At 50.5% G+C, this 12,847-nt stretch carries 12 protein-coding genes and 1 tRNA gene; 7 read left to right on the top strand and 6 right to left on the bottom strand.

The features are described 5' to 3' along the window. Positions 1 to 7: 7 nt before the first annotated feature. The 4 genes from ansB to trmB all read right to left on the bottom strand — a co-directional run bounded on the left by ansB (position 8) and on the right by trmB (position 3,058). Positions 8 to 1,054 (bottom strand): L-asparaginase 2, encoded by a 1,047-nt coding sequence (gene ansB / locus OGX95_RS11670; RefSeq protein ID WP_286629519.1) that lies wholly within the window; start codon positions 1,052 to 1,054, stop codon positions 8 to 10. A 189-nt stretch (positions 1,055 to 1,243) separates the two neighbouring features. Then, on the bottom strand, positions 1,244 to 1,963 hold the full coding sequence (locus tag OGX95_RS11665; RefSeq protein WP_286629518.1) for a YggN family protein: 720 nt from the start codon (positions 1,961 to 1,963) through the stop codon (positions 1,244 to 1,246). A gap of 49 nt (positions 1,964 to 2,012) precedes the next feature. Next, positions 2,013 to 2,339, bottom strand: coding sequence for a YggL family protein (locus tag OGX95_RS11660; protein WP_260861586.1), 327 nt, complete (start codon positions 2,337 to 2,339; stop codon positions 2,013 to 2,015). Continuing rightward, positions 2,339 to 3,058 carry a tRNA (guanosine(46)-N7)-methyltransferase TrmB gene (gene trmB, locus OGX95_RS11655; RefSeq protein ID WP_286629517.1) on the bottom strand — a complete coding sequence of 240 codons (720 nt, stop codon included), beginning with the start codon at positions 3,056 to 3,058 and terminating at the stop codon, positions 2,339 to 2,341. Before trmB ends, OGX95_RS11660 begins: the two co-directional genes overlap by 1 nt. Before the next feature lie 160 nt (positions 3,059 to 3,218). Between trmB and mutY the strand changes: the two genes are divergently transcribed. The 4 genes from mutY to OGX95_RS11635 all read left to right on the top strand — a co-directional run bounded on the left by mutY (position 3,219) and on the right by OGX95_RS11635 (position 7,218). Beyond that, complete coding sequence (mutY, locus tag OGX95_RS11650) at positions 3,219 to 4,271, top strand: A/G-specific adenine glycosylase (protein ID WP_286629516.1); 1,053 nt, start codon at positions 3,219 to 3,221, stop codon at positions 4,269 to 4,271. Positions 4,272 to 4,299: 28 nt separating this feature from the next. Next, on the top strand, positions 4,300 to 4,575 hold the full coding sequence (locus OGX95_RS11645) for an oxidative damage protection protein (protein WP_012135077.1): 276 nt from the start codon (positions 4,300 to 4,302) through the stop codon (positions 4,573 to 4,575). Positions 4,576 to 4,666: 91 nt separating this feature from the next. Next, positions 4,667 to 5,752, top strand: coding sequence for a membrane-bound lytic murein transglycosylase MltC (gene mltC, locus OGX95_RS11640; RefSeq protein ID WP_286629515.1), 1,086 nt, complete (start codon positions 4,667 to 4,669; stop codon positions 5,750 to 5,752). A gap of 209 nt (positions 5,753 to 5,961) precedes the next feature. Then, positions 5,962 to 7,218, top strand: a complete 1,257-nt coding sequence (locus tag OGX95_RS11635; protein WP_137382607.1) for a nucleoside permease — start codon at positions 5,962 to 5,964, stop codon at positions 7,216 to 7,218. Between the two features lie 95 nt (positions 7,219 to 7,313). Here the strand turns inward: OGX95_RS11635 and OGX95_RS11630 are convergent, their stop codons facing one another. Beyond that, a complete protein-coding gene (locus tag OGX95_RS11630; RefSeq protein ID WP_286629514.1) occupies positions 7,314 to 9,449 on the bottom strand; it encodes an ornithine decarboxylase in 2,136 nt (711 codons plus the stop codon). A 457-nt stretch (positions 9,450 to 9,906) separates the two neighbouring features. Between OGX95_RS11630 and OGX95_RS11625 the strand changes: the two genes are divergently transcribed. The 3 genes from OGX95_RS11625 to OGX95_RS11615 all read left to right on the top strand — a co-directional run bounded on the left by OGX95_RS11625 (position 9,907) and on the right by OGX95_RS11615 (position 11,620). Continuing rightward, entirely contained in the window at positions 9,907 to 10,614 is a 708-nt protein-coding gene (locus OGX95_RS11625; RefSeq protein WP_286629513.1) for a DUF554 domain-containing protein, read from the top strand. A 105-nt stretch (positions 10,615 to 10,719) separates the two neighbouring features. After that, a tRNA-Phe gene (locus OGX95_RS11620) sits at positions 10,720 to 10,795 on the top strand. 636 nt (positions 10,796 to 11,431) lie between these two features. Then, a complete protein-coding gene (locus OGX95_RS11615) occupies positions 11,432 to 11,620 on the top strand; it encodes an AbiH family protein (protein ID WP_286629512.1) in 189 nt (62 codons plus the stop codon). A gap of 27 nt (positions 11,621 to 11,647) precedes the next feature. On the opposite strand, the gene OGX95_RS11610 is transcribed toward OGX95_RS11615, so the two are convergent. Then, positions 11,648 to 12,810, bottom strand: a protein-coding gene (locus OGX95_RS11610) for an IS3 family transposase (protein ID WP_286629511.1) whose coding sequence is annotated in 2 segments (ribosomal slippage) — positions 11,648 to 12,549 and positions 12,549 to 12,810 — 1,164 coding nt in all. Because the reading frame shifts where the segments join, the coding sequence is not laid out codon by codon here. Between the last annotated feature and the right edge of the window lie 37 nt (positions 12,811 to 12,847).

Below are 12,847 nucleotides of genomic sequence, written 5' to 3'. Positions count from 1 at the left end.
TCAGCTATTAATACTGATTAAACATTTCCTGAATCTGCTTAGGATCTTTGGTTTCGGTCAGCGCCAACTGCAGCAGAACACGCGCTTTTTGCGGGTTCAGCGAGCCTGAAGCCACAAATCCGTATTTCGCATCATCCACTTCTGCATCCTGGGTAGTAGCACCAGTCGGTACACGGGATGAACGTACGACTACCGTACCTTTATGCGCGGCAGTTGCCAACGTATCAAAAATGGTTTTATACAGATTACCGTTACCTACACCCGCACTGACGATCCCGGCGTAACCGGCATCAACCAGCGCTTTTGCCGGCAGATCGGAAGCATTCGCGTAGTTGTAAACAATCCCCACTTTCGGCAGCTCGGTCAGCTTAGAAACATCAAACGGAGTCGATGTGGTGTGCTTACGCGCAGGCGTACGCTGGTAGTCGATTTTACCGTTATGGATGTAACCCAATGGACCGTAGTTAACGGATTTGAAGGTCGCTACATCAGTGGTATTGGTTTTGGTCACATCACGACCATCCAGGACGGTGTCATTCATCACCACCAGTACGCCACGGTTGGCAGAGGCTTTATCCGCTGCTGTTACCACTGCGTTATACAGGTTGAACGGGCCATCGGCGCTCATTGAGGTTGATGGACGCATTGCCCCCACCAGCACAACTGGCTTGTTGCACTTCACGGTCAGATCGAGGAAATAAGCGGTTTCTTCCATGGTATCCGTACCATGAGTGACCACAAATCCGTCAGTCTTATCGCACTCAGTGTTGATCTTCTTCGCCAGTGTTAACCAGACGTCGTCATTCATATCCTGAGAGCCGATATTCACTACCTGCTCACCTTTCACTACCGCAATGTCTTTCAGCTGGGGCACTGCATCTACCAGGTTTTCTACACCAACTTTACCCGCCGTGTAGTTAGATTTTGTCGCGGAATCACCGCCACCAGCAATCGTCCCGCCAGTCGCTAAAATGGTGATATTGGGTAATGCCAGCGCAGCACCGCTGAACCCCATAACCAGTGCTGCCAGTGCCGTTTTTCTGAAAAACTCCATGTTATTTCTCCAGTTACTTGAATTTGCCGCATTATGTCCATCCCACAGATGAATAATGTGACGCAATCCAATTAACCAGATTTATATTTCCATGAAATTGTTATTCTTAGAGATGGATATCAAAAACGAAGATAAACACAAAATAAAACGGCACAGAAATGTTTCTATGCCGTTAAAAAGAGGTGAATATTATTTCAGAGTGCTAACCAGGGATTTACGGTTATCCTCCAGCATCACGACGCGTGCGCAAACATCTTTGCCAAACTGCTGGAAGTCTTGTTCCTGATTCTTCCACTCATTCTGAATTGACGTTTGCAAACCGCCCAGACTACCGAGCACGCCCTGCAGTGGATTACCACCGCCTTTGAGTACAGCTTTAGCGCCCATTTCGTTAATGCTATCCTGCAAAATACCGCCCATCGCCTGATTGACCAGCTGTTGGCCATCAGCTCGCACCTGATCGATTGCCTTATAATGGAAGGTCAGACCGTCTGTACGGTGCTCGATGATACGATTCATCTGCTCTTTTAATTGCGCATCAAGCTTGGTTAAGCGGCCGCGCATGTTGCTGCTTTCACCCACTTCTTTGGCGATGATTTTATCCAGCGCAACGCGTCCTTTTTCCACGCGCGCTCTGGCTCCCTCATCAATCCATGGCAGACTGCTTCGCAATGCCGCCTGATAATCTTTTGCCTGCTCACGCTGTGCAGCAGTCAGGGTGTACTGTTTGCCGTTGAAGGTGACGTTACCCGCCGGCGTGATAACCAGATCGCCGTTTTCGCCTTTCACCTGCACCGTTTGCGGGCTCAAAATCACATCGTCACGTGGGGTGACGCTGCACTGATAATCTGCATGTGCGGCCATCGCCGTGAACGTCAGGACCGCCGCCAGCAGCGTTTTGCGCATCATATCTATCCCTCAATACAAATCGGGCCGGCATTTGCCGACCCTGTGCTACTTAGTCCCACCAAACATCGAAAAGTTCGCTGGTGCGCACTTCTTCAAGTTTGTGCTCTTCCAGCCACTTACGGACAATCGCCTGATGCTCTTCAGTGCATTTGCCGATTTCCTGCAGGCAGATCAGACCTTCCCAGGCCAGATAGCCGCTGCCGTCAAAAGCCAGCTTGTTCGGCTCAATCACTTCATCAATAAAGTCATCAACGATTTTATCGACCTGCTCGCCCGATGTACCTTCCGGGAAACGCCATGCAACCGAAAATCCGACTTCCTGGAATTCGTCGATGTGCATTTTTTTACGCAGACGACGGCTACGGTTCTTTGCCATTATTTCACCCTCTCGAACATTAAGTCCCATACGCCGTGGCCAAGACGATGACCACGTTGTTCAAATTTGGTTACCGGGCGCGATTGTGGGCGCGGTACATAATCGTTACTCTCTGACTGATTTTTATATCCGTCAATGGAGGACATCACTTCAAGCATGTGCTCCGCGTAGGCTTCCCAGTCAGTTGCCATGTGGAACACACCGCCCAGCTTCAGCTTGCTTTTTACCAGCTCAGCAAAAGGTACCTGAACGATACGGCGTTTATTATGACGTGCTTTATGCCATGGGTCAGGGAAAAACAGCTGAACCATAGATAAAGAATTGTCAGGAATCATTTTATGCAGGACTTCAACGGCATCATGGCACATTACGCGCAGGTTCTCGACGCCCTCTTCATGGGCTGATGCCAGACACGCGCCGACCCCCGGAGAATGGACTTCAATGCCCAGAAAATTTTGTTCCGGACGCGCTTTCGCCATCGCCACCAGCGAAGCTCCCATACCAAAACCAATTTCAAGCGTCACTGGCGCATCGCGACCAAACAGCGTTGTGAAATCCACAGGCTCTTCGCTGAACTCAACGCCCATCACCGGCCAGTAGTTTTCCAGCGCGTGTTCCTGCCCTTTCGTCAGTCGCCCCTGGCGACGAACAAAACTACGAATCCGGCGCAAAGGGCGGCCGTTTTCATCAAATTCCGGTGAAATGACGTCGTTCTTCATAAAAGTTTAGTCTGCTGTGTTTGAGTTCCGAAAACGGGCATTATCCAAAGTTAGTTGCCGGATGCAAGTAAAGGAAGAAAGTCTGCCGCGGAAAGTTCCGGTTTACACCCCGTTGCCTCTGTGCTGCAATCTTGCCCCCGGCAATAATGAAACGGTAATCATGCTAGCGTCTCAATTTTCAGCTCAGGTGTTGAGCTGGTACGACAAATACGGGCGGAAAACGTTGCCCTGGCAAATTGACAAGACGCCTTACAAAGTATGGCTCTCAGAAGTCATGCTGCAACAAACCCAGGTTGCGACCGTTATCCCTTATTATGAGCGTTTTATGGTGCGCTTCCCAACGGTTACGGATTTAGCCCATGCGCCGCTGGATGAAGTCTTGCATTTATGGACTGGCCTTGGCTATTACGCCCGTGCCCGAAATCTGCATAAAGCCGCGCAGCAGGTGGTCACTCTGCATGGTGGAATATTTCCACAGACCTTTGATGAAGTGGCTGCGTTGCCAGGCGTTGGACGTTCAACTGCGGGCGCGATCCTTTCGCTTTCTCTGGGTCAGCATTTTCCGATTCTCGACGGCAACGTCAAACGCGTGCTGGCTCGCTGTTATGCTGTCAGCGGCTGGCCAGGCAAGAAAGAGGTCGAGAAGAAACTGTGGGAACTGAGCGAGCAAGTCACACCCGCCCGCGGCGTTGAGCGTTTTAATCAGGCAATGATGGATTTAGGGGCAATGGTCTGCACGCGATCAAAGCCTAAGTGCTCCCTGTGCCCGTTAGAAAATGGCTGTGTGGCTACCGCCAATGCAAGCTGGGCACAGTACCCAGGTAAAAAGCCCAGGCAGACGTTACCAGAACGTACCGGCTATTTTTTGCTGATGCAGCAAGGCGATGACGTGTTACTTGCACAGCGCCCACCAAGCGGCTTATGGGGGGGATTATACTGTTTCCCTCAGTTTGAAGATGAAGATGGGCTTCGTCAGTGGCTGGCGCAACGACAAATTAACGCAGATAATCTGACCCAACTTAATGCGTTTCGCCATACCTTTAGCCATTTCCATTTAGATATTGTGCCTATGTGGCTTCGCGTGTCCTCATTCACCGCATGCATGGATGAAGGCAACGCGCTCTGGTATAACTTAGCGCAACCGCCGTCAGTCGGCCTGGCGGCTCCCGTGGAGCGTTTGTTACAGCAATTACGCACCGGTACGCAGATTTAACGTATCGGTTGATAAAGAGGATTTTTTAATGAGCAGAACAATTTTTTGCACTTTCCTGCAACGCGAAGCAGAAGGTCAGGATTTTCAGCTGTACCCGGGCGAACTGGGAAAACGCATTTATAACGAGATTTCTAAAGAAGCGTGGGCGCAGTGGCAGCATAAACAAACCATGCTGATTAACGAGAAAAAACTCAATATGATGAACGTCGAGCACCGCAAACTGCTGGAGCAGGAAATGATCAACTTCCTGTTTGAAGGCAAAGATGTGCATATTGAAGGCTATACGCCGGAAGAAAAAAAATAAGCACCGATTGCGGACAATCTCGTAGGCCGGATACGGTGTACACACCGACATCCGGCAAAACGACACAACAAACACAACACGCTCTCCCGGAATGATGAAAAAATTTCTCGCGCTTGCCGTTATTGCGCCGTTGCTCATCTCCTGTTCCAGTTCGACCAAAAAAGGCGATTCCTATAATGAAGCCTGGGTCAAGGATACCAACGGTTTTGATATTCTGATGGGGCAATTTGCCCATAACATTGAGAATCTGTGGGGATTTAAGGAAGTGCTGATTGCGGGTCCGAAGGACTACGTAAAGTATACCGATCAGTATCAAACCCGCAGCCATATCAACTTCGATGACGGTACCATCACCGTCGAGACCATTGCCGGGACAGATCCCGCCGGACACCTGCGTCGGGCGATCATCAAGACATTGCTGATGGGCGATGATCCGGGATCTATCGATCTCTATTCCGATGTTGATGACATCAAAATTTCCAAAGAACCGTTCCTCTACGGACAGGTGGTTGATAATACCGGCCAACCGATTCGCTGGGAGGGACGTGCCACAAACTTTGCCAACTACCTGCTACAAACACGACTGAAGAGCCGCAGCAACGGGCTGCGTATCATCTATAGCGTGACCATCAATTTGGTACCAAACCACCTTGATAAGCGTGCACATAAGTACGTTGGTCTGGTGCGTCAGGCATCACGGAAGTATGGTGTTGATGAGTCGCTGATTCTGGCCATCATGCAGACCGAATCCTCCTTTAACCCGTATGCGGTCAGCCATGCTGATGCACTGGGTCTGATGCAGGTGGTGCAGCACAGTGCCGGCAAAGATGTTTTCCGCTCACAGGGCCGCTCTGGTACGCCAAGCCGTAGTTTCCTGTTCGACCCAGCCAGCAACATTGATACGGGTACGGCCTATCTGGCGATGCTCAACAACGTCTATCTGGGCGGTATTGATAATCCAACCTCGCGTCGCTATGCGGTCATCACCGCCTATAACGGCGGCGCGGGAAGCGTGCTGCGCGTTTTCTCTAACGATAAAATTCAGGCCGCGAATATTATCAATAGCATGTCACCTGGTGATGTTTACCAAACTCTGACCACGCGACATCCCTCTGCAGAATCACGTCGCTATCTTTACAAGGTCAATTCCGCACAGAAAACCTATCGACGTCGATAATCCCCTCCTCCTCTGCCGGTCGTTCCCGCGGCAGAGGAGGTAAAAGTGTTAACTCCGTCACTATTTCGCTTTGCAATTAGAAATTGTTTGCAAATATTTGTCACAGCTAACAAAAAAAGAGTGTCTCTCATTGATAGAATCACATCATATTGCAACGGCAAATGTGCCTTTTAAAACATCCATCCGCATTACGGTGTGAGGAAATTAACATGAATCTTAAGCTGCAGCTGAAAGTTCTCTCGTTTCTGCAGTTCTGCCTGTGGGGGAGTTGGCTGACAACCCTCGGCTCCTATATGTTTGTCACCCTTAAATTCGACGGTGCATCCATCGGCGCAGTGTATAGCTCGTTGGGGATTGCCGCCGTGTTTATGCCGACCCTGTTAGGGATCGTGGCTGACAAATGGATCAGTGCAAAATGGGTTTATGCGCTTTGTCACCTGGTCGGTGCAGGAACGCTGTTCGCCGCTGCCGAGGTGACCACGCCTGGGGCAATGTTCTTTGTGATTTTGCTTAACTCGCTGGCCTATATGCCAACACTGGGGTTAATCAACACCATCTCTTACTATCGCTTGCAGTCTGCCGGGATGGACATTGTTACCGACTTCCCACCAATCCGTATCTGGGGCACCATCGGCTTTATTCTGGCCATGTGGGCAGTAAGCTTCTCTGGCTTTGAACTGAGCCATATGCAGCTTTATATCGGCGCAACATTATCCGTCGTATTGGTCCTGTTCACCCTGACGCTGCCACATATTCCGGTTGCCAATCAGCAGAAAAACCAGAGCTGGACATCAATGCTTGGCCTGGATGCTTTCGCGCTGTTTAAAAACAAGCGTATGGCCATTTTCTTCATCTTCTCAATGATGCTGGGCGCAGAATTGCAGATTACCAATATGTTCGGTAATACCTTCCTGCACAGCTTCGATAACAACCCGCTGTTCTCTGGTAGCTTTATCGTTGAACACGCGTCGGTGATGATGTCGATTTCCCAGATCTCTGAAACCCTGTTTATCCTGACCATTCCGTTCTTCTTAAGCCGTTACGGTATCAAGAACGTTATGCTTATCAGTATTGTGGCGTGGATGCTGCGCTTCGGTCTGTTTGCCTACGGCGATCCGACTCCGTTCGGCACCGTACTGCTGGTTCTGTCGATGATTGTTTACGGTTGTGCCTTCGACTTCTTCAACATCTCGGGTTCCGTGTTTGTAGAGAAAGAAGTACGTCCTGAAATCCGCGCCAGCGCACAGGGTATGTTCCTGATGATGACCAACGGTTTCGGTTGTATTCTGGGTGGTCTGGTGAGCGGTAAAGTGGTTGAGTACTACACGCTGAACGGTATCACTGACTGGCAGACGGTGTGGCTGATCTTCGCTGGCTATTCACTGGTTCTGGCCTTCGCTTTCGTGGCACTGTTTAAATATAAACACGTACGCGTTCCGACTGGCACGCAGACTATCGCACATTAATCTTTAGGCCGGATAGCGACGCCTGGGCGTCTTATCCGGCCTACGTGTTTTCAGTTGTCAGGCCGGATAAGCGTTTAGAGCCATCCGGCTTTTATTTATTTCACGACATAGCCATACAGACGCTTAATACCGTCCGCATCAGTCTCACTGTAAACGCCCTGCAACTCCGGCGAAAAGCCCGGCAGCAGGTTCACGCCCTCTTCCAGCGCCAGAAAATAACGCTGTACCGCCCCACCCCATACTTCACCTGGCACCACGCACAGCACACCAGGAGGATAAGGCAACGCTCCCTCAGCGGCTATACGGCCTTCCGCATCGCAAATGCGAACCAGTTCAACATCACCGCGAATGAAGGCGCTGTTAGCATCCTGCGGGTTCATCGCCACGACCGGCAGGCTCGCCTGACGGAACATGGCCTTTTGCAGATCCTTCACATCAAAGCTGACGTAGAGTGAATGCATCTCCTGACAAAGTTCACGCAACGTGTAGTCCCGATAGCGTACCGGATACTTATTGAAGATTGTCGGCAACACGTCAGCCAGCGGCGTGTCATCTTCAATATGCTGTTCAAACTGCGCCAACATAGCCACCAACTGCGCCATTTTCTCTGCGCTTTCTGCCGGCGTCAGCAGGAACAAAATCGAATTAAGGTCACATTTCTCCGGCACAATACCGTTCTCACGCAGGTAATGCGCCAGAATCGTTGCCGGGATGCCGAACGCCGTGTATTTCCCGGTTTGTGCATCAATGCCCGGTGTGGTCAGTAACAATTTGCACGGATCGACAAAATACTGGTCGCATGCGTAGCCGTCAAAACCATGCCATTTAGCGCCTGGTTCAAAGCTAAAGAAGCGACGCTCGCTGGCGATGGTCTCCGTCGGATAGGTTTCCCACGCTTTGCCATCGACCACAGGTGGAACGAATGGTTGGATCATTTTACAGCGGGCAATAATGGCTTTCCGCGCCTCGATCCCCAACGTGACACATTCCGCCCATAACCGACGTCCGCTTTCGCCTTCATGAATTTTGGCATTCACATCTAACGCAGCAAACAGCGGATAAAACGGGCTGGTGGAAGCATGCAGCATAAACGCATTGTTCAGGCGCTTATGCGGGCAGAAACGCGCCTGACCACGAATATGGTTATCTTTTTTGTGGATCTGCGAGGTTTGCGAAAATCCGGCTTGCTGTTTATGCACCGACTGGGTGACAAAGATCCCCGGATCGTTAGCATTCAGCTCCAGCAGCAGCGGCGATCCATCTGCCATCATCGGGATAAATTGCTCATACCCAACCCAGGCGGAGTCAAACAGAATGTAGTCGCACAAGCTGCCAATCTTATCGATCACCTGTCGGGCGTTGTAGATAGTGCCGTCATACGTACCGAGCTGGATAATCGCCAGGCGGAACGGCCGCGGCTGGTCAGCCTTATGCGGTGCAACATCGCGGATTTGCTGGCGCAGATACGCCTCATCAAAGCAGTGTTCATCAATGCCGCCAATAAAGCCAAACGGATTTCGCGCAGCCTCCAGGTAGATCGGTGTCGCTCCCGCCTGAATCAATGCGCCATGGTGATTCGACTTATGGTTGTTGCGGTCAAACAGTACCAGATCGCCACGCGTCAGCAGCGCATTGGTCACCACTTTATTTGCTGCAGATGTACCGTTCAGAACAAAGTAGGTTTTATCTGCATTAAATACTTTTGCCGCAAACTTCTGCGCATGCTTTGCCGACCCTTCATGGATCAGCAGATCGCCGAGCTTAACGTCAGCATTGCACATGTCAGCCCGAAACAGGTTCTCGCCAAAGAATTCATAGAAATGACGACCCGCAGGGTGCTTCTTAAAAAACTCACCGTGCTGATGGCCCGGACAGGCAAAGGTGCGGTTCCCCATTTCAACATACTGCGTCAGCGTGTCATAGAACGGCGGCAGCAGATCGTCCTCATAGCGACAGGCGGCGGATTCCAGCTCCAGCCAGTCCTGTGCATGACCGTTCATGACCGCTTCAACACCAGCAGGCGCTTCCATACTTTCGTCGGAGAAGATAAACACCGGTAAATGAAAGCCTGTGCGTTTAAGCAAAGCCAGGATCCCGCTGCGGCTGTCTGCAACGGTAATGACGACTGCCGCAACATCAGTAAAATCGGTACTGTCCAGTGATACCACCTGACGATGGGTGGACAGACGAGGGACCAGTTCACCACTGGCGGCAATTTTCATTGATTTCATAAGCGCAAAACCCGTTTCGGGAAAGTCAAAAACCCCGGACAAAGCCACACGGCTTTGCCCCACGAAATGACAGGTCAAACTGGTTACCAGCCCCGACCGCCAGACATCAGTAAAAGCAGATAGCCTCTGATTTTACTGTTATCCTGCAGTGAGCGTGCGCTGCCGTCACCGCATGGTGAGAGAATAAAGATATGTCGCAGGAAGGGGCAAACGTCGCGCAGAAAGGTGATGTAAGGGTAATAATAACATCCCAGGCAACCCCATTCAGACAGGAGAAAATTCGCGCAATCATGGCAGCTTTCACTATCAGGCGCAAGATAAAATCCAGTGCATAGACCTCACAGATAAACAAGCATTCTATCGAATATTAGCGTCATAATAATGCATTCTGAAAACATAATTATACCCAGCTCATTTCATTTAATATCAAGATGATAATGGGTATGCAGGAGCGAATGTGGTAATCGGACCCTTTATAAATGCCAGCGCCATTTTACTCGGTGGCGTTCTTGGTGCGCTGCTCAGTAAGCATTTACCAGAACGAATTCGGGTCTCTATGACCTCTATTTTCGGGCTGGCCTCGTTAGGCATCGGTATCTTACTGGTCATCAAGTGCGTCAATTTGCCAGTGATGGTGCTGGCAACGCTGGTCGGCGCGCTAATCGGCGAGTTCTGTCATCTGGAAAAAGGCATTAATACCGCGGTCGCCAAAGCGCAGCAGCTTTTCGCCAAATCGGATGTCAATGCAACACACGAATCTTTCATCCAAAGCTACGTGGCTATCATCGTACTGTTTTGCGCCAGCGGAACCGGGATCTTCGGGGCGATACATGAAGGGATGACCGGCGATCCTAATATTTTAATCGCGAAGTCATTTCTCGATTTCTTCACCGCTATTATCTTTGCCTGCTCGCTAGGAATCGCCGTATCTGCCATTTTCATACCGATGCTGGCAATCCAGTTGACGCTCGCCACCTGCGCGGCTCTGATTTTACCGCTGACAACCCCAGCCATGATGGCCGATTTCAGTGCGGTAGGCGGACTGCTGTTGCTGGCGACAGGTCTACGTATTTGTGGAATCAAAATGTTTGCGGTGGTGAATATGCTCCCCGCGCTGCTACTGGCAATGCCGCTTTCCGCAGCATGGACGGCATTTTTTGCCTGAGAATGCGTGCAATACCAGCAATGTGGTGATAGATTGTGCAGTCTGCATTGATTTGAAGAAATTTCGTTGACGAAACGAGGTGAATCGGGTTTAATGCGCCTCGTTGCCCGGATAGCTCAGTCGGTAGAGCAGGGGATTGAAAATCCCCGTGTCCTTGGTTCGATTCCGAGTCCGGGCACCACTATTCAGAAAAACCAGCCTACGGGCTGGTTTTTTGCTTTCTGGGGTTCCGGTAGATATCTGGTCGTTGCAACACGTTATTTGTTTGCTGGATTTCTCGCCATTTTCGCAGATGTCCGTTACTTTTAGACACCTCAACATCCTCTGATGTACCTTTTCCTAACCTCACAGCTACGGTCTCTCTACGGTTCCTTTCTCTCAGATCATTCATAATGAAGTAGAAAATACGGAGGAAACGGGGGAAATATCATTTCGCCTTAATCCACTGGTCTTAACGTGATTTTGTCGCGCGGAATAAGGTGGGGAAATCCCTAATAGCAAGCGGGTAAACCTGGCAGCATCCCCCCTCCACCATTCACATGGGGATCTTCACCAGTCCGTCCACCCGCAACAAGCTCTTCTTGCCCCTTCACTTCTTACCGTTTTCAGAATCCCCCATTCTCCACGCCATCATAAAATGATTTATCCGTAAGCTAAACGTACTGGACTGTTAAACCTGAGTGTCCGCTGTGAGCGAACTGCGGAAGTTCGCAGATGTTGTTACATCTGATGAAAGCATTACTCAAAGGAGGGGATGGTAGTCAACGGGGAGCAGGTCAGGTTAGTATCTTTATACAATTCGACTAAGGGAAAAACGATGAGGCTTTACATAATAGGAAATGGATTTGACATTCGACATGGCTTACCAACAGGATACAAGCACTTTAAGTCGTATGTAGCAAAAAATGACCAAGAACTATATGACGCGATAGAAGAATACATGCCTGCTGGGGACGAGTGGAATGAGTTAGAAAGTGCTTTAGGTAAAATTGATTATGAGCTTTGATCTTACCCACGTAAAGTGGACACAGTCCTAAGCGAGATTCTGGTTTTCAAATTGTTCAGGGCTGAGACCGCCGCACGCACTGTGGCTACGCCAGCGATTGTAATCACACTCGATATAATTAAACTCCGTCCTCCGCATTATTTCCCGACTGGCAAAGCGTTCTCCGTGGATACATTCCACTTTCAGCGAGTGAAAGAAGCTTTCCACACAGGCATTGTCATAACAGCAACCTTTTGCGCTCATGCTCCCCCGCAGATTATGGCGTTTCAGTAACGTCTGGTAATCCGCTGAACAGTACTGGCCGCCACGGTCGGTGTGAACGATGACATTTTGCGGTCGTTTACGCCGCCACAGCGCCATCTGAAGTGCATCGCAGGCCAGTTGAGCCGTCATCCGGGAGGACATCGACCATCCGATAATTGCCCGTGACCACAGGTCGATAACCACGGCAAGGTACAGCCAGCCTTCATCCGTACGTAAGTAGGTGATGTCTCCTGACCACTTCTGGTTCGGGCCGCTGGCGTAAAAATCCTGTTTCAGAAGATTCTCTGACACCGGCAGGCCATGTTCGCGGTAACTGACAGGACTGAACTTCCGTGACGCTTTCGCTTGCAGCACCTGACGACGCAGGCTGGCTGCCACGGTTTTCACGTTGAACCGGTAACCCTGAGCATGCAGTTCATCGGTCAGGCGCGGGGCTCCGTAACGCTGTTTTGCCCGGTGAAAAGCCTCGTGCACAACGCTGTCACAACTCAGACGGAACTGCTGGCGTGAGTTTATCCTCACGCGTCGCCGCTCCCACACATACCAGCCGCTGCGGGCCACCCGAAGGACGCGACACATGGCTTTGATGCTGAACTCAGCCTGATGTTTTTCAATAAAGACATACTTCATTTCAGGCGCTTCGCAAAGTATGTCGCGGCCTTTTGGAGGATAGCCAGCTCTTCAGCCTGTTCCGCCAACTGGCGTTTGAGGCGGGCATTTTCAGCGGCGAGTTCATTTTCGCGGTCAGAGGATGAGAGCTGTTGCTGCTGTTTACTGCGCCAGTTATAGAGCTGCGATTCATACAGACTGAGTTCGCGGGCTGCTGCGGCAACACCAATGCGCTCAGCCAGTTTCAGGGCTTCCTGACGAAATTCAGGTGAGTGCTGCTTGCGGATCTTTTTTATGGTTGATGCTGGTTTTGTCATGTGAGCTACCTCTTACTTGAGAGTTTACTCACTTAGT

It is taken from the genome of Citrobacter sp. Cu233 (genome assembly GCF_030332225.1).
GTDB lineage: Bacteria > Pseudomonadota > Gammaproteobacteria > Enterobacterales > Enterobacteriaceae > Citrobacter.
Note: the sequence above shows the minus strand (reverse complement) of the source record. Positions and strands in the feature narration are given on the sequence as shown.

What these genes read in the sequence shown, in the direction of transcription:
- ansB (WP_286629519.1), bottom strand. Translation starts at nt 1,054, where the DNA reads ATGGAGTTTTTCAGAAAAACGGCACTGGCAGCACTGGTTATGGGGTTC.
- OGX95_RS11665 (WP_286629518.1), bottom strand. Translation starts at nt 1,963, where the DNA reads ATGATGCGCAAAACGCTGCTGGCGGCGGTCCTGACGTTCACGGCGATG.
- OGX95_RS11660 (WP_260861586.1), bottom strand. Translation starts at nt 2,339, where the DNA reads ATGGCAAAGAACCGTAGCCGTCGTCTGCGTAAAAAAATGCACATCGAC.
- trmB (WP_286629517.1), bottom strand. Translation starts at nt 3,058, where the DNA reads ATGAAGAACGACGTCATTTCACCGGAATTTGATGAAAACGGCCGCCCT.
- mutY (WP_286629516.1), top strand. Translation starts at nt 3,219, where the DNA reads ATGCTAGCGTCTCAATTTTCAGCTCAGGTGTTGAGCTGGTACGACAAA.
- OGX95_RS11645 (WP_012135077.1), top strand. Translation starts at nt 4,300, where the DNA reads ATGAGCAGAACAATTTTTTGCACTTTCCTGCAACGCGAAGCAGAAGGT.
- mltC (WP_286629515.1), top strand. Translation starts at nt 4,667, where the DNA reads ATGATGAAAAAATTTCTCGCGCTTGCCGTTATTGCGCCGTTGCTCATC.
- OGX95_RS11635 (WP_137382607.1), top strand. Translation starts at nt 5,962, where the DNA reads ATGAATCTTAAGCTGCAGCTGAAAGTTCTCTCGTTTCTGCAGTTCTGC.
- OGX95_RS11630 (WP_286629514.1), bottom strand. Translation starts at nt 9,449, where the DNA reads ATGAAATCAATGAAAATTGCCGCCAGTGGTGAACTGGTCCCTCGTCTG.
- OGX95_RS11615 (WP_286629512.1), top strand. Translation starts at nt 11,432, where the DNA reads ATGAGGCTTTACATAATAGGAAATGGATTTGACATTCGACATGGCTTA.